Source organism: Rhizobium sp. WSM409, from assembly GCF_057653825.1.
In genome coordinates this window covers 204,027-220,268 of the sequence record NZ_JBYGKP010000005.1, presented here as the reverse complement: position 1 = coordinate 220,268, position 16,242 = coordinate 204,027, and the positions used below count along the sequence as shown (strand labels likewise).

Annotated in this window: 15 protein-coding genes; 6 read left to right on the top strand and 9 right to left on the bottom strand. The window is 61.0% G+C overall.

Going from position 1 to position 16,242, the window contains the following annotated elements; all coding sequences use genetic code 11:
• Positions 1-9: 9 nt before the first annotated feature.
• Positions 10-900, bottom strand: a complete 891-nt coding sequence (locus AC25BC_RS33785) for a proline iminopeptidase-family hydrolase (RefSeq protein ID WP_017997160.1) — start codon at positions 898-900, stop codon at positions 10-12.
• A gap of 160 nt (positions 901-1,060) precedes the next feature.
• Here AC25BC_RS33785 and AC25BC_RS33780 point away from each other — a divergent pair, with 160 nt between their 5' ends.
• The 4 genes from AC25BC_RS33780 to AC25BC_RS33765 all read left to right on the top strand — a co-directional run bounded on the left by AC25BC_RS33780 (position 1,061) and on the right by AC25BC_RS33765 (position 4,775).
• Positions 1,061-1,858: a helix-turn-helix transcriptional regulator gene (locus AC25BC_RS33780; RefSeq protein WP_028743398.1), complete on the top strand. Its 798-nt coding sequence runs from the start codon at positions 1,061-1,063 to the stop codon at positions 1,856-1,858.
• Positions 1,859-1,923: 65 nt separating this feature from the next.
• Positions 1,924-2,826, top strand: coding sequence for a proline iminopeptidase-family hydrolase (locus AC25BC_RS33775; RefSeq protein ID WP_128440122.1), 903 nt, complete (start codon positions 1,924-1,926; stop codon positions 2,824-2,826).
• 91 nt (positions 2,827-2,917) lie between these two features.
• A complete protein-coding gene (locus AC25BC_RS33770; RefSeq protein ID WP_017997157.1) occupies positions 2,918-3,775 on the top strand; it encodes a helix-turn-helix transcriptional regulator in 858 nt (285 codons plus the stop codon).
• Positions 3,776-3,869: 94 nt separating this feature from the next.
• Positions 3,870-4,775 (top strand): NAD(P)H-binding protein, encoded by a 906-nt coding sequence (locus tag AC25BC_RS33765; protein WP_128440121.1) that lies wholly within the window; start codon positions 3,870-3,872, stop codon positions 4,773-4,775.
• 38 nt (positions 4,776-4,813) lie between these two features.
• Here AC25BC_RS33765 and AC25BC_RS33760 read toward each other — a convergent pair whose 3' ends face one another.
• From AC25BC_RS33760 to AC25BC_RS33745, 4 genes are all read right to left on the bottom strand, one after another.
• Positions 4,814-5,725 carry an acetamidase/formamidase family protein gene (locus AC25BC_RS33760; protein ID WP_128440120.1) on the bottom strand — a complete coding sequence of 304 codons (912 nt, stop codon included), beginning with the start codon at positions 5,723-5,725 and terminating at the stop codon, positions 4,814-4,816.
• Positions 5,726-6,010: 285 nt separating this feature from the next.
• Positions 6,011-6,793, bottom strand: a complete 783-nt coding sequence (locus AC25BC_RS33755; RefSeq protein WP_012760101.1) for a 3-hydroxybutyrate dehydrogenase — start codon at positions 6,791-6,793, stop codon at positions 6,011-6,013.
• 12 nt (positions 6,794-6,805) lie between these two features.
• Positions 6,806-7,546, bottom strand: a complete 741-nt coding sequence (locus AC25BC_RS33750; RefSeq protein WP_012760102.1) for an acetoacetate decarboxylase — start codon at positions 7,544-7,546, stop codon at positions 6,806-6,808.
• Positions 7,536-8,672 carry a DUF3734 domain-containing protein gene (locus tag AC25BC_RS33745; RefSeq protein WP_017997152.1) on the bottom strand — a complete coding sequence of 379 codons (1,137 nt, stop codon included), beginning with the start codon at positions 8,670-8,672 and terminating at the stop codon, positions 7,536-7,538. The genes AC25BC_RS33750 and AC25BC_RS33745 overlap by 11 nt, the downstream gene beginning before the upstream one ends.
• A gap of 477 nt (positions 8,673-9,149) precedes the next feature.
• On the opposite strand from AC25BC_RS33745, the gene AC25BC_RS33740 reads away from it, so the two are divergent.
• Both AC25BC_RS33740 and AC25BC_RS33735 read left to right on the top strand, forming a co-directional pair.
• A complete protein-coding gene (locus AC25BC_RS33740) occupies positions 9,150-10,523 on the top strand; it encodes an ISNCY family transposase (protein WP_487778592.1) in 1,374 nt (457 codons plus the stop codon).
• Positions 10,524-10,820: 297 nt separating this feature from the next.
• Positions 10,821-10,949, top strand: a complete 129-nt coding sequence (locus tag AC25BC_RS33735; protein WP_281024025.1) for a hypothetical protein — start codon at positions 10,821-10,823, stop codon at positions 10,947-10,949.
• An 11-nt stretch (positions 10,950-10,960) separates the two neighbouring features.
• On the opposite strand, the gene AC25BC_RS33730 is transcribed toward AC25BC_RS33735, so the two are convergent.
• From AC25BC_RS33730 to AC25BC_RS33715, 4 genes are all read right to left on the bottom strand, one after another.
• Positions 10,961-12,403 carry an HlyD family type I secretion periplasmic adaptor subunit gene (locus AC25BC_RS33730; protein ID WP_128439894.1) on the bottom strand — a complete coding sequence of 481 codons (1,443 nt, stop codon included), beginning with the start codon at positions 12,401-12,403 and terminating at the stop codon, positions 10,961-10,963.
• Positions 12,400-14,544: a peptidase domain-containing ABC transporter gene (locus AC25BC_RS33725; protein ID WP_128439895.1), complete on the bottom strand. Its 2,145-nt coding sequence runs from the start codon at positions 14,542-14,544 to the stop codon at positions 12,400-12,402. Before AC25BC_RS33725 ends, AC25BC_RS33730 begins: the two co-directional genes overlap by 4 nt.
• A 97-nt stretch (positions 14,545-14,641) precedes the next feature.
• Positions 14,642-14,950, bottom strand: a complete 309-nt coding sequence (locus tag AC25BC_RS33720; protein ID WP_012760108.1) for a hypothetical protein — start codon at positions 14,948-14,950, stop codon at positions 14,642-14,644.
• A 67-nt stretch (positions 14,951-15,017) separates the two neighbouring features.
• Entirely contained in the window at positions 15,018-16,238 is a 1,221-nt protein-coding gene (locus tag AC25BC_RS33715) for a GTP-binding protein (protein WP_017997149.1), read from the bottom strand.
• Positions 16,239-16,242 lie beyond the last annotated feature (4 nt).

Genomic DNA, 16,242 nt, shown 5'->3' with positions numbered 1-16,242 from the left:
CCTGTTGCATCAGCCTGCCTCGTGCCGGGCGAGAAAATCGAGAAGCGCCGGATAATAATCCTGCGGGTTCTCATAGAACGGCATGTGGCTGGCATTGGCAAATACCTTAAGCTCGGCATTCGGCAGCGCAAGCTTCATCCTCAGCGCACAGGCCGGCGTCAGCTCGTCATGTTCTCCCGTCGTGATGAGCACCGGCAGCGTCAGCCGCGGCAGGTCGGGTATACGGTTCCAGTCCTTGAGGTTGCCGATATAGAGAAACTCGTTCGGCCCCTGCATCGTCTCATAGGGCGCCATGTTCCAATCGTCGAGCGAGCGGCGCACCGGCGCCGGCCATTCCGGCAGACGGCAGACATGGCGGTAGTTGAGGATGGTGACGGCGGCGAGATATTCCGGATGATTGTAGGTGCCTTGCGCCTCGTGCTTCTGCATCATCGAGACAGTTTCGGGACCGAGTGCCGCGCGCAGCCGTTCCAGTTCCGAGATCAGATGCGGCATATCGGCGACGGTATCTTCGAGGATCAGCGTCTTGAGGTTTTCGGGATAGGTCAGCGCGTATTCGATCGCCAGCCAGCCGCCCCAGGAATGGCCGAGCATGTGGACCTTGCCGAGCCCCAGCGCCTTGCGCACCGTCTCCGTCTCTTCGACATAACGGCCGATCGTCCAGAGCGAGAGATCGTCCGGCCGGTCGGAAGCGCCGGTGCCGAGTTGGTCGAAGGCGACGACGCGATAGCCCTTGTCGATGAGACAGGAATGCGCCTCGCGCAGGTAATCGCAGGGCAGACCCGGCCCGCCGTTCAGGCAGAAAACCGTCTCGCTGCCGGTCCCGAAACTATAGGCAACGACGCGATAGCCATCGACATCGATCTCGAATCGCTCGTCCGGCCGTATTTCACGCCACATTGATCGCTCCGGCAGAAGATTTCGCTTGCTCAATATTTGGGCACGGCTAAATTTTTACCTTAAACCGCATTCAGTGCCAGCTATAAGAAGTGATAGGGTGGGCCGCAATGCCGAACCCCGGGAGCAGCCCATGCTTGACGACCCCATTCGTGACGACCCCATTCTTGACGATATCGGAACGATCAGACGGCAGTTTACAGCGCACGAAACGCTTGATGGACGCATCGACCAGGCCTTCGAGGCGATGAAGCAGATCGGCTTCGAGGCGCTGATCTACGACTATACACCGGTGCCTTACGATCTCGACGGCGCGATCATGATACCATCGCTGCTGAAGCTGCGGAATATCTCCGACGATATGCACGATTACTGGTTCAATCGCGGCTATTTCCGTATCGATCCGGTGCAGCAGGTGGCGCTGCGCACCTCCGCGCCCTTCTTCTGGAACTACGACCCGGACGCCGACACGCTGATCAACCGTTTCATGACCGAAGACACCGCGCCGGTGACGCGCTATTTGAGCGAACGCGATATGTCGACCGGCGTCACCGTTCCGGTTCATATGCCACGCGGCGACTATGCGACCGTCACCGGCATCCGCTTCGGCCGGAACAAAGATTTCGAACGGCACGCACTGCGCTATATCGCCGACTTCAACCTGCTTGCCCATGTTTTCCATGAGACCGCCTATTCGCTTTTCGACACGCGGGCGAAGAGCGTCGGCACGATCCGCCTGACCGAGCGGGAACGTGAATGCCTGCGCCATTCGGCGGAAGGTTACTCCGCCAAGGAAATTTCCCGCATCATCGACCGTTCGGTACCGACCGTCGTGATGCATCTGAACGCCGCGACAAAGAAACTCGGCGCCCGCAACCGAACCCAGGCCGTGGTGCGCGCCACCCATTACCGCCTGCTCGAAGACCGGCCTACCCATAATTGGCCACCCTATAACTTGTGATAGCTGCCTTCACCGTTGCCGCCGCGTTATGCTTTTTTTCATGACGCCAAGAGATGGAGACACCGGTGGGCGAAGTCACGACCAAAGAAGCTTACCTGCCCTTTCGCGACTATCGCACCTGGTATCGCGTCACCGGTTCGCTGGAGAGCGGCAAGCTGCCCCTCGTCGTCGCCCATGGCGGGCCTGGCTGCACCCATGATTATGTCGATTCCTTCAAGGATATCGCCGCCCTCGACGGCCGTCCGGTCATCCATTACGACCAGCTCGGCAATGGCAATTCCACCCGACTTCCGGAAAAAGGCCCGGATTTCTGGACGGTCGGCCTGTTCCTCGAGGAGCTGGACACGCTACTTTCCCTTCTCGGCATTCGGGATCGTTATGCCTTCCTCGGCCAGTCCTGGGGCGGCATGCTCGGCGCCGAACATGCGGTGCGCCAGCCGCAAGGTCTGAAGGCGCTTGTCATCGCCAACTCGCCGGCCAACATGCACACCTGGGTTTCGGAGGCGAACCGGCTGAGGCAGGAACTGCCGAAAGAGGTGCAGGACACGCTGCTGAAGCATGAGCTGGCGGGAAGCCTCACCGATCCGGACTATATCGCCGCCTCACGCGTCTTCTATGACCGCCATGTCTGCCGCGTGGTGCCGTGGCCGCCTGAAGTGGCGCGGACCTTTGCAATCATGGACGAGGACAACACCGTCTACCGCAACATGAACGGCCCGACCGAATTTCACGTCATCGGTACGATGAAAGACTGGACGATCGAGAACAGGCTGGACCGCATCGAAGCCCCGACGCTGCTGATCTCGGGAAAATACGACGAGGCGACGCCCCTGGTGGTAAGGCCCTATCTCGAACGCGTTCCGGGCTGCGAATGGGTGCTCTTCGAAAATTCCAGCCATATGCCGCATGTCGAGGAAAAGCAGCTTTGCCTGGCGACCGTTTCCGGTTTCCTGTCCCGGCACGACTGAGAAAAATCGTTCCCGCCGACAGCACCATTTCTTGCCGCGGAGGTGACGCTTGAGATAGTCTTGGTCCCATTCGAGCGAACGGAACGGACCGATGAACGATCATTCGCCGACAGGAAGCGCGACAATCCTCGCAACGAGCAGGGGGCGCGGCTGGCACGGTCTGGAGGCTGAGCTGCTACGCATTCCGCCCGGCAGCACGCATATTTCAGGCACGCCCTACCATCGTCTCGGGGTCCATGTCGGCCGGCCGGTGCGGGCGCAATGCCGCTGTGACGGGCGGGAGCATCGCCGACTGCAGAAGCATGGCGATATCGACGTGGTGCCAGCCGGCCTTGATGGCGTCTGGGAGGACGACCGCGAATGCATGATCCTGCGACTGAAGATCAGCAAGGATCTTTTCCATCGGGCTGCCATCGACCTCGGCCGCGACCCCGCGACGGCAATCGTGCCGCAATTTCAACTCCGCGATCCGCGGCTCGAGGCCATCGTCTGGGCCTTGAAAGCGGAACTCGAAGCGGATGTGCCGTCCGACAACCTCTATGCCGATACGCTGGCGACAGCTTTGGCGCTCCGTCTGGTCGAGGCGGGCAGCGGCAGCTCTCGCCCAGTGGATAGCGGCAGAGCGCTCTCGCCCCGTCAGAAGCGGATGCTTGCCGACTACATCGAGGATAATCTCGACACCTCGCTTTCGCTTGCGGAACTGGCAGCTCTTGCCGGCCTGAGCCTCTCGCATCTGAAGACGCAGTTTCGAAATAGTTTCGGTATGCCGCCGCATCAATATGTGCTGCACCGCCGGGTGGCTCGCGTCGAGGTGCTGATCCGAAGCTCCGGCCTGCCCTTGAGCCAGATCGCCCTGGAAGCAGGCTTTGCGCATCAAAGCCATATGGCAAACAGCATGAAGCGGCTGCTTGGCATCAGCCCCGGCACCATCACCCGCGCGCGCAATTAAAAAAATTGGCCGATCCTGCAACGGATCGGCCGAATGCGCAGGCAATGCCCCTTAGCGGCAGTGCATCTTCCTTCGACTGCGAGCAGAGGAAGGAATGATCATGTTTGTCATCTTCGGCGCCACCGGCAAAATCGGCAAGGCAACGATAACAAGCCTTCGGGCCGAGGGCTCTCCCGTCAGGGCGGTGCTCCGTAATCCCGCCAAGGCCGCACCCCTTGCGGCGCTCGGATGCGAGATTGCCATGGCCGAGGTCGGCGATGCCGATGCCATGGCGCTCGCGATGAGAGATGCGACGGCTGTACAGCTCATCTGCCCGATCGACCCTCGCGCCGCCGATGCCAGCCGCCAGATGCTGCAGTCTATCGAGCGGATGGCGGAGGCGGTCGATGCCGCCCGGCCGCCGCGCGTCCTGGCGATCTCGGATTACGGTGCGCATCTGACGATCGATACCGGCATTACCAGGCTGTTCCGTTTGATGGAGGAGCGGTTCCGGCAGTGCAGCGCCAGGATGGTCTTTCTGCGTTCGGCCGAACATATGGAAAACTGGGCACGCTACCTGAAGATCGCCAATGAGACCGGCGTGATGCCGAGCATGCACCAGCCGCTGGCACGACCCTTTCCGACCGTCTCCGCCGCCGATATCGGCGATATGGCCGCCGACCTTCTGCTGGCTGACGAGGATCATGGCCCTTCGCCGCGGATCGTCCATGGCGAGGGGCCGCGCGAATACACGGCGCTTGAGATCGCTGCGGCCTTGGGGCGATTGTTGACCCGGCGCGTTGTCGCACACGAACTGCCGCGTGCCGAGTGGCCGGCAACGTTGATCCGCGCAGGACTTTCGGAAAGTTACGCCGATCTGATCGTCGGGCTCAGCGATGCGCACAACAAAGGTCTGATCGGCGCGGAAGCCGGCGTCGGTGAAATCCGCCGTGGCCATACGGGGCTTTCCGCTGCACTTGCACCATTTCGTCCTGACGTTCGGCAGGCCGTGTCGCGATAGCCTCAATCACGCATGGGGAGGCGTCCTGCCGGGACCCTCTATGGGCGAACCAGCCATTTCTTGGCGACACGGCAAGCCATCGTGTAGGCCGGGTCGAAGACGTTGCCGACATCGTAACGCACCACCTGGCCGAGCAGATGGCTGGCCGCCGTTCTGTCCAGACCATAATCCGATGCCAGCCAGTTCAACATTTCGCTGGTCGCGTGCTGGAGCGCCTGATCGAGGGGCCGGGCGTTGCCGATGGTGAAGATGTCTTCGGCGGTTTCCCCGCGCGGCCAGACCAGTCCGGCCTTCTTTTCCACCGTCAGCCGCACCATGACTTGGAACGTCGTCTCGACACCGGTTCCGACGATCTCGCCATCCCCTTGCACGGCATGGCAGTCGCCCAGAAAGAAAAGGGCGCCGGGGGCCGCTACTGGCAAGCGGACGGTGGTGCCGGGACCGAACAGCCGATAGTCCATGTTGCCGCCATATTCGCCGCTGGTCGCGGTCGATATCGCCTGGCCGAGGCTGGGCGCCACGCCGAAACAGCCGATCATCGGGGCGAGAGGCAGAACGAAATTTTCGAGGCCGCCGACCGGCTCGGAAAGCCGGGCGGTCAATGCCTCACGGTCGATCGCCCAGATGGCGATGTCGCGCGGCGGCAGGTCGCGAACCGCCTCGGGATCGACGACATTGGCGGCGACGACGCTGCGGGTAAACCCCGTGTCCCTGGTCGGGATCATGCTGATGATCTCGACCTTCAGCGCATCCCCGGGCTCAGCACCTTCCACGAAGATCGGGCCGTTCACCGGATTGGGCCCGGATGCCTGCTTGGTGCCGTCCTTGTCATGCCCGGCGGCGTCGAGCGTCTCGGTGACCACGGTATCGCCGTCGGCGATGTGCAGGGCCGGCGGAAGAGAGCCGATGACATTGTGAAATCTCGTCGGAATGAAGCGGTGAGTGGTCATGAAATACAGCTCTCGCTCGTTCGAATGTCATGAGCCTGCGGCTGAATTGCCCGGCGGAGAGAATTCGAGACTACTGCATAATTGCTTAAACTGGAATCGACTTCAGGATTAAAATTATGCAGCAATTCAAAGGACTACAGCGTCCTTTGCGCGTCTTTTCCGACACGCAGCGCTGTAGATCAGAGATTGCCGGCACTGACGAAGTCGGGAGCAACGCGGTATCGACCGCAACATTCAACAGGGTTGAGCCTTAACGGTCCCAGATGCGATGCCTCAGCGCGACCGTTACTGCATGTACCAGCCATGGCTGACGACGAGTGACTGGCCGGTGAGAGCATTGGTTTCGAAACCGGCAAAGAGCAGCGCCACTTCTGCGACATCGTCGACCGTCGTAAACTGTGCATCCACCGTGCCGCCGAGCATTACCTTCTTGATGACCTCGTCTTCGGAAATTCCGAGTTCCTTTGCCTGTTCCGGAATTTGCTTGTCGACCAGCGGCGTCCGGACGAAGCCGGGGCAGATGACGTTGGCACGCACGCCATCCGGTCCGCCTTCCTTGGCGACCACACGAGCAAGGCCGAGCAAGCCGTGCTTGGCGGTGACGTAGGCCGATTTCAGCGGCGAAGCCTCATGCGAATGCACCGAGCCCATATAGATGATCGCGCCGCCCTTCTGCGCTTTCATGTGGGGAACGCAAGCCTTGGTGGTGAGGAACGCGCCATCGAGATGGATGGCAAGCATCTTCTTCCAGTCGGAAAAGGCGTAGTCCTCGATCTTGTTGACGATCTGGATGCCGGCATTGGAGACGAGCACGTCCACCCGGCCCCACTTGGCTACGACGGCGGCGACGCCGGCGTTCACGGCTTCCTCGCTGGTCACGTCCATCGCAAGACCGATCGCCTCGCCCGGGCCGGCAGCCGTCAGATCCTTGGCCGCCGCTTGCGCCGCCTCGAGCTTCAGGTCGGCAATGACGACCTTGGCACCCTCTGAAACGTATTTCCTTGCGATCGCCAGCCCGATACCGCTGGCCGAGCCCGTGACGATGCAGACCTTGTCCCTGAGCTTCATGGTTTGGACTCCCTATTTTGCAAGATAATCATGGACCACTTCGCCGAGGCCCAGCGTCAGGTCCGAGAGAATATGGATGGCGGATTTGACCTCAAGCACCGGCAGGTCGGCGACCGGCGCCAGCGCATGCGGAAACAGCGCCAGGGCGCCCGGACCTTCCCACGCGCCTTTCACCGTCAGATCCTCCAGATAGTAGCGCACCAGTTCGCAGATGCGCGGTGTGCAATCGACATGTGGAATGATCTTCAGCATGAAATTCGGCTGCTTCAGGCTTTCGAGGATTTTCGCCTTGTCAAGTGTTCGATGCTTGAAGCCCATCGTTGCGGTGGCGACGCGCTGACCGCCATAGTCGAGCGTGCCGACCAGCGCATCCTTGACGGATGTCAGCGACGGCTCGGCCAGTTTCTTCGGAAAGCCCCAAATCTCGCGGCCACCGGCGATCGGCGCGTCGTCGTTGAGGTACATAGAATGCACGTAACCGCCGTGTACGCCTTCATAGGTCACCGGGATGACCTGGCCGGATTCGGTATAGTCGCCAAAGCCGGTCGAGTCCGGCATGCGGATGAATTCGTACTTCACCAGCGGCTCATCGAACTGCAGCGGCTCCGGCACGACCCGGCGCAGGGCCTCCGGATCGGTGCGATAGGTGATGATCATGTATTCGCGATTGACGAACCGGTACGGCCCTGGCGGGTAGGATGGACTCGTCAGCGGCATGGCAAAGGCATTACGAACGACATCTTCAATTTTCATGGTTTTTCCCACGCAGGCGTTGCTCGGCAAGGTCGAAAATCCGTATCCCATTGGTCGGACGCGTCCGGTTGAGCCACTCTGGATGGTTTAGCGTCTCGACCACATCGTCATGGCCGGCCTTCCAGTGTTCCTCCACGGAGAGCCGCGAAAACTCATAGTCCTTGGATCCGGTTTCGTAGGCGGCACGCCTATAGATCAGGTGCACCATGGTGACGGCGCAATCATTGCCGATCCTTTCAAGAAGCTTCGCATCAGGATCGTCCTTCAGCTCAGGCGGCAGCTTTTCCATCAGCCGCTTGGCCGCCATGCGCACCGACTGAAGCTTGCGGAACTGGTCGGTGTTGAGCCGGGTGCGGCTGGAAAAACGGATTTCCTTCTCGCGGGCATCGACGTCAAAGACATCCTTGGGCAGCACGCCCTTGGCGCTGAACAAATCGACCTGGAAGATGCAGAGATCTGTCTCCAACTCGCTACCACCGAGAATGCGCTGCAGCGGCGTATTGGAAACGATACCTCCATCCCAATAATAGCGGCCGTCGATCTCGACGGGCGCAAAACCCGGCGGCAACGCCCCGGAGGCGGCCACGTGTTTGGGCGAAAACGCGCAATCGCGGTTGTCGAAATAATTGAAGTTGCCGCTAACAACGTCGACTGCGCCGAGGCTGAGACGGATGGCACCTGAATTGATCAGGTCGAAATCGACCAGACCGGCGAGGGTCTCCTGCAACGGCGCGGTGTCGTAAAGGCTGATCGCGGCCATCGGGTCGCCCGGGATGTTCCATGGCGCAAAGACGCGCGGCGTGAAAAAGCCGGGAACGCCGGTCAAAGACCCCAGAAAAGCGGAGGATTCGTTGAACCATTTGCGCATCGCATTGCCATTGCCGAGAAAATGGCCGGGCAGGCCGGACGATACCCGATGCCAGAAGGTCCTGAGGTTATCGACACGCTGATCGACGGGGCTTCCGGCAATGATGGCTGAGTTGATCGAGCCGATGGATATCCCGGCCAGCCAGTCGGGGCGGATGCCAGCCTCATGCAAAGCTTCGTAAGCGCCGGCCTGGTAGGCACCCAAAGCACCACCGCCCTGAAACACCAGCACGGTTTTCTCTGTCGGAATACTACTCACGGGACGCTTTTCCTTAAATGCTGCAGCTGCTAACAAATAGCACAGGGAAGGCCATCGAGCTGCACAGGGCAGATTAAGTTTTAGTAATGCAGAAAAGCTTCTTCAGTAATCGTATTCTAAGTTATTTCAGAGGCTTGCTAGTCAAAAGCTGCGCATTCGTCGCAACCATTGAAGCATTTAGTTAGTCCTGCCGAGGGCATCTTGCCATGCAACAAAATGTGACAACGTTGGCTGTGTGGAGATGTAGACTGCGAATTCACCCACGCAAGGCCAATCCCTCATTTCAGGCTTGCTACGCCGTTCGACCAGCGTCGTCAGCTGGTTCAATCAACGAAGTCTCGCTTCGAGACAGGAGCAATCTTATGTTCCATAATAACTATTACGCCGCAAATTTGTGTAGCCGCAAAGCTAAAGTGTCCTGTTTCTGCAAAGTTGGAATGTCACTCTCCCCTTGTTTGATGACCTGGGAGATTGCGGATGGGACTGATTGCGATGAGCGAGCGTGATCTGCAGCGGATCGAGATTCTATCGAAAGTGATCGCCGGCCGGATGACGATGGTGTCGGCGGCACATGTGCTTGATCTGAGTACGCGCCAGGTGCGTCGTCTGCTGGAGCGGATCAACACGGGTGGTGCGGCGTCGATCCGGCACAAGGCGATCGGCCGACCGTCGAACAACCGGATCAGCGACGGTGTTCGGGATTACGCCGTGACGTTGGTTCGCGAACGCTATGCAGACTTCGGACCAACCTTGGCGGCCGAGAAGCTTGCCGAGCGCGATGGGTTGCGGGTGTCGCGCGAGACGTTGCGCAGATGGATGGTGGATGCGGGCCTGTGGCTCTCGCGCAAGCAGCGGCGGACGTTTCATCAGCCGCGCTTGCGGCGTGAAGCCTATGGCGAGTTGGTGCAGATTGACGGGTCCGAGCATCGCTGGTTCGAGGACCGCGGTGATCCATGCTCGCTGCTGGTGTTCGTCGACGATGCGACGGGCAAGCTGATGCAGTTGCGGTTCGTGCGCTCGGAAAGCGCCTTCAGCTATTTCGAGGCGCTGGCGCTTTACCTGCGCGATCACGGCGCGCCTGTGGCTTTCTACTCCGACAAGCATTCGGTGTTCCGGGTGGCGAAGAAGGAGGCCAAGGGTGGCCAGGGCATGACCCAGTTCGGGCGGGCGCTTTGTGAGCTAAACATCGAGATTCTTTGCGCAAATTCGAGCCAGGCGAAGGGTCGTGTCGAGCGGATGAACCGGACGTTGCAGGATCGACTGGTCAAGGAACTGCGGCTGGCGGGGATTTCCGGCATGGACGACGGCAACGCTTTCCTGTCCGGTTTCATTGAGCGCTACAATGGGCGATTTGCGATTGTCCCTACCCGGTCCGATAATCTGCATCGGCCGATGAATCTTGCGTCGGACCGGCTGAAGGAGATCCTGTGCAAGCGTGAGCAGCGCTATGTCGGATCGCAGTTGACGTTTTCGTTTGAGCGCCAGCGGATCATGCTGGAAGAGACCGAGGTGACGCGTGGCCTGGTTGGCCGCTATGTCGAGACCTATGCCTATGCCGATGGCCGGCTGGACGTGCGCTGGAAAGGTCATTCCCTGCCCTACAAGACGTTCGACAAGGACCAGCGGGTGACGCATGCGGCGATCACCGAGAACAAGCGGCTCGGCGATGTCCTGGCCTATATCAAGGAGCGTCAGGAGCAACTGCCGGCGCCCAAGGTCAGGACCAACAGCGAGAAGAATGGCTACACGCCGCGGGGCCGCAAGCCGGGTCGGAAGACGGATTTCATGAACGATCCCGCCGTCATTGCCCGACGGCGACAAGCGCTCTCTGACCTCGATGCGGCGGAATGACTGGCTGCTCCAACTGTCAAAGCTAAAGCCGAAGGGGAGCATCTCACCCGCCCCCTCCCTTCCCTTGCAACCCGGTCCAGCCGGTCCGCTCGGGGGCTTGCCTAAGCGCAAGTGGACATGCCGAGTGTCGCATTTCTAAATAGCTGAAGACGCGCCCAAAGTGACACTTCTACTTTGCACACAAACGGACATTCCAACTTCCCCGCCACAATTTGTGTAGCCGCAAAGCTAAAGTGTCCTGTTTCTGCAAAGTTGGAATGTCACTCTCCCCTTGTTTGATGACCTGGGAGATTGCGGATGGGACTGATTGCGATGAGCAAGCGTGATCTGCAGCGGATCGAGGTTTTGTCGAAGGTGGTCGACGGACACATGACGATGGTAGCGGCAGTGCATGTGCTGACTCGGGATCTCGCCGGGGCGAACTGATCCGTCACATCCTACGGTTCGCGTATTGCGTTATCGAGGCCACGCAGCAGCGGATACAGGAAATAGGAGATCACCGTACGGTTGCCGACCTTGATTTCCGTGGACACGGTCATGCCGGGAAGCAGCCGCACCGGCATGCCTGCGGCATTCAGCCGGGTATCGGCAAGCAGGATCCGCGCCTTGAAGAAGGGGGCGGCCGGCTGGCTCGGGGTCTCTGTCTGCTCCTGTTGGCCGGTGAGGAAGGTGTCCTGGCTGATGGTTCTCACCTCGCCCGTGGCGGTGCCATATTTCTGGAAGGGATAGGCGTCGAGCTTGATGCGGGCTTCCTTGCCGACGGCTACGCGGCCGATGTCGCGCGTGTTGATCGAGACTTCGGCTTCGAGCGGCACGTTGATCGGCACCAGCGTCACGACCGGTTCCGCTTCGCGCACCACTGAACCGACCGAGCGGTGGGCGAGATCGAGCACGACGGCATCGGCGGGTGCGGTCAGCGCCACCATGTTGCGGCGCAGTTCCATCTTTTTCAGTTCCTCGTCAGCCATGTCACGCTGGCCGCGCAGTTCCACCAGTTGCTCCATTGCGGCGCGGCGGAAATCCTCGATGAAGGCCTGGCGGTCGGCTCGGAGCTTGGCATAGGCGTGGGCGGCCTCGTCTGCCCGGCCGCGGACGGCGGTCAGGTCGGACTCGACGTCAAGGCGGGCGTCACGCGAGCCGAGCAGCGTGATCAGCGAGCCGCTCTGCTTGTTATAGAGCCGCTCCCGGGCTGCCTCGATCTGAGAGAGCCCATCGCGCCTGTCGTTGAGCACGGCCTCCTGGTTCCTGCTCGCCGCAAGAGCGGCCGACTGGCCGGCGATTTGCTGCTCGAAATTCTGCAGCTGCGCCATGTAGAAGGCCTGTCGCTGGCCGAAGAGCTGCGCCTGCAGCACCTGGTCGGGCGTATCTCCCGCCATCTTCGTGTAGTCGTCGCCGGCAAGCTCGGCCTCGATGCGCCTCACCTGCGCGTCGAGCGCGGAGAACTTCGCCTGCTGCTGGTCGACATCGGCCTGGCTGAAAGTGGCGTCGAGGGTCGCGAGCGTCTGCCCGGCATGCACCACTTCGCCGACCTTCACCTCGATCGTGCGGATGATCGAGGTTTCGAGCGGCTGGACGACGATCGTTGGCTGGGTGGTGACGAGCTTGCCGGGCGCAATCACCACCTCATCGATCGACGAGACCGAGGCCCAGATGATCGCCGAAACAATCAGCGCCGTCACGCAGTACAGCGTCATCCTTGCAATGCGCGGCGGGGCGCGTTCCTCCAGCTCGACGGCGTCGGACTGGAATTCTGCAATTGCCGGAGGCAACGGCAGGCGGGCGGTGAGCTCCCTGCCCTTCCCCGAAGGGCCCTTGTCTGAAGGGCCTTTGCCTGAAGGGACCGGCAGGTTTTCGCTGGGTTTTCTAATGTGGGCGTTCATGCGACCTGCCTCATCTGCTGGGACCACAGGTGACGATAGGTCATGCAGCGCGATACGAGCTGATCATGCCGGCCGATATCGGCGACCTTGCCACGCTCGATGACGAGAATGGCATCGGCATCGACGAGCGTCGAAAGCCGGTGCGAGACGATGATGACGGTGCGGCCGGCGGCGATGCGGCTCAGATTATCGCGGATGATCGCCTCACTGTCGGGGTCGAGAGCGCTCGTCGCCTCGTCGAAGATCAACAGCTTCGGATCGGTGATAAGCGCGCGGGCAATGGCAAGCCGCTGCTTCTGGCCGCCTGACAGGTTGGAGGCGTTTTCCTCCAGCATCGTGTCAAAGCCGCGCGGCAGGCGCTCGATGAACTCCTCGGCGCCGGCGATGCGGGCGACTTCCATGATCTCTTCGATGCTGGCATCGGGCTTGGCGGCGGCAATATTCTCGCGCACCGAGCCGCGAAACAGGAAACTATCCTGCAACACGACGCCGATGCTCGTTCTCAGATGCACGAGATCGATCTCGCGGCTGTCATAGCCATCCATGCGCACGAGCCCTTCCTGGCTCTGATAGAGCCCCTGGATGAGCCTTGTGATCGTCGTCTTGCCCGAGCCGCTCTTGCCGACCACGCCGAAGAGGCAGCCCGCGGGAATGGCGAAAGAGACATTGTCCAGCGCCGGCGCGCTATCCGGGCCGTAACGGAAGCTGACCCTGTCGAATTCGATGCGGCCCTGCAGATGCGGCCGAACACCTCGCCCACGGCCCGCCTGCTCCGGCCGCTGGTTCATGATCTCGCCGAGCATGCGCACGGAGAGCGCGACTTCCTGATATTCGTGCACCATTGTGACGATCTGCACCAGTGGTCCCGAGACCCGGCCGGCGAGCATGTTGAAGGCGACCAGCGCGCCGATCGTCATCGCGCCGCTGAAGACATCGAGCGCGCCGAGGCCGATGATTGCGACGCTCATCAGCTTCTCCAACAGCCCGGTCATCGCCTGGGCGATGGTCGAGATCTTGTCGACCCGGAAACGCACGGAGATCGACTGGGCCGAATAATCGTCCCACACCTTGCGCTGGCGCGGCTCCAGCGCCAGCGATTTGACGGTGCGCATGCCGTGCACGGTTTCCACCAGCAATGCCTGCCGGTCGCCTTCGGCCTGGTAAAGCGCCTGCAACCGGCGCTGGAACGGCCCGACGAGTATCATCACCACGAGCCCGACGAGGGCGGCGAAACCGAGCACGACAAGCGTCAGCTTGACGCTGTAGAGAAGCAAGATCGGCACGAAGACCAGCAGCGAAACGCCGTCCAGGAGCGTAAGAAACAGCCGGCCGGTCAGGAATTCGCGGATGCGCCCGGTCTGCTGCATATGCTTGACGAGAACGCCGGCCGAGGCATGCTCGAATAGCGCGATCGGCAGATTGAGCAGATGGCCGAAGGTGCGGGTCGCGACGCGGATGTCGATCCTGTTCGTCGCATAAAGCAGCAGATAACGGCGCAGGAAGGTGAAGGTCGCGTCGAAGACGAGCGCGATCGCGATGCCTACCGTCAGAACCGTAAGCGTCGCATAGCTCTGATGCACCAGCACCTTGTCGATGACGAGCTGAAAGAAGATCGGCGTCGTCAGCCCCAGCCCGTAAAGCACGAAGGCGGCGAGCGCGACGTCGCGGAAGAAGCTGCGCTGCTTGATGATCTCGGGGACGAACCAGCGGAAGCCGAAAGGCCGATCCTCATCGGACATGCGATAGTTGCGCTTCAGCAGGATCACCGATCCGAGCCAGGCCTTGGCAAACTGCTCTTCGCTGAGCATCATCACCTCGGCGCGTGATGCCAGCGGGTCGAGAACGCGGATTCTCTCATCCTCCCCGCTCCCGACAGCGCCGGCGATGACCACCCAATTGCCGTTCGTCAGCTCAGCGAGCACCGGGAAGGCCTCGCCGAGTTGGAACAGGGATCGCCAGTCGAGCGTCAGATGCCTTGCTCTGAGGCCGGCATCCTTGGCCATTCGCAGCAACTGCCGCATGGCAACGGGATCGTTGCCGACGGCATAATCGTGCTGCAGTCGTTCAGGAGCAAGATCGACGCCGTGATGACGCGCTACGAGCGCAAGACAGTGCAGGTTGGTATGCAGAAAACTACTCATGGCCCACCCGAAACAATACGAGACCGAGGCTTCGATTTGAAAAGTTAGAGCGTCTTTGTGCGTCCGAATGGACGCACGGCGCTCTAGACCTGTTTTATCAGTTGAAGTTCGGCGAAGCGTTCGAAGCGCCAGCCTGCACCGTCTGAATATCGGCAGCCGCCGCAGCTGGCATATCGCCGATGCGACGGACCGCACCCGACTCGACCAACCCGCCAAGCGCCTTCTGCATGAGATCGACGGCATTGGCGAAGGCATCGACCGGCATGATGATTCGCTGGCGGAAGACCGGCTTCGGATTGTTGTTGGCGTCACGATCGGTGGCCGAGAGCGACATCAGGTCGATGCGCACGATCGTTCCGGTGATGGTGATTTCGCCGATGCCATCTGCATAAAGTTCGTTGCTCATTGTTCTCTCCTCTAGTTGATAATCAAAACGTCTTCACCTTAGGGCGCCTTACGTCCATTAGGACGCTCTAACTATTTGAATGTGCGTGCTGCCACGCCGGAAACGGGTCCCGAAGCCCGGCGGCGGTCTGCGGATCGAAGCCTGTCTCCTCACCGGTCAGGCAGTCGTCGAGCGCGGTGCGGATTGCGTCTTCGTCGAAGCCGGCGCCGATGAAAACGAGTTCCTGGCGGCGGTCGCCCCAGACCTCGTTCCAATGCCGGTCGATGAGTTGGTGGAACTGCGGATAACGCGGCCATTGCGCCTTCGGCACGGACGCCCACCAGAAACCCTTGGTGTCGATGCGGCATTGCGTACCGGCAATCGACAGCAGGCCGATCTCGTCGGGCCTTGTCGCCAGCCAGAAATGCCCCTTCGCCCGGATGAGGCCCGGCCATTTCCTGTCGAGGAAATCGCTCAGCCTCGAGGGATCGAATGGCCGGCGGCTGCGATAGACGAAGCTCGAGATGCCGTATTCCTCGGTCTCAGGCACATGCTCGCCCCAACCGAAGAGCTCCTTGTGCCAGAGGGGATGGCGGGCGGCTCTCGCTTCGCTGAAGAGGCCGGTATTCAGGATGGCGTCGAGCTTCAGCCGGCCGAAGCCAGTCTCGATGACGCGGGCATCGGGGTTGAGTGCGGCAACGATGCGGTGAACCTCGGCAAGCGCTGCAGGCGGCACATCCTGCGCCTTGTTGATGATCACGACATCGGCAAATTCGATCTGCTCGACGAGCAGTTCCACCAGCTTGCGCTCGTCGTCTCCGTCCCGGCTCTCGCCGCGATCCCTTAGGAACTCCGCGCTCGCATAATCGGCCAGAAGATTGATCGCATCGACGACGGAAACCATCGTGTCGAGCCGCGCGACGTCGCAGAGGGCTGCCCCGCTCTCGTCGCGGAAGGAGAAGGTGGCTGCGACCGGCAGCGGCTCGGCAATGCCGGTGCCCTCGATCAGCAGATAGTCGAAGCGGCCGGCGCTAGCGAGCCGGCGGACCTCGCTCAGAAGATCGTCGCGCAAAGTGCAGCAGATGCAGCCATTGGTGAGCTCCACCAGCGTCTCGTCCATCCGCGACAGGTTGGCTCCGCCGTCACGGACGAGATCGGCATCGATATTGACCTCGCTCATGTCGTTGACGATCACGGCGACTCGACGTCCCTCGCGATTGTGCAGAACATGATTGAGCACCGTCGTCTTGCCGGCGCCGAGAAACCCGGCAAGGACCGTGACCGGAAGTCTGTTGTCTGCACTCGTCATCGGT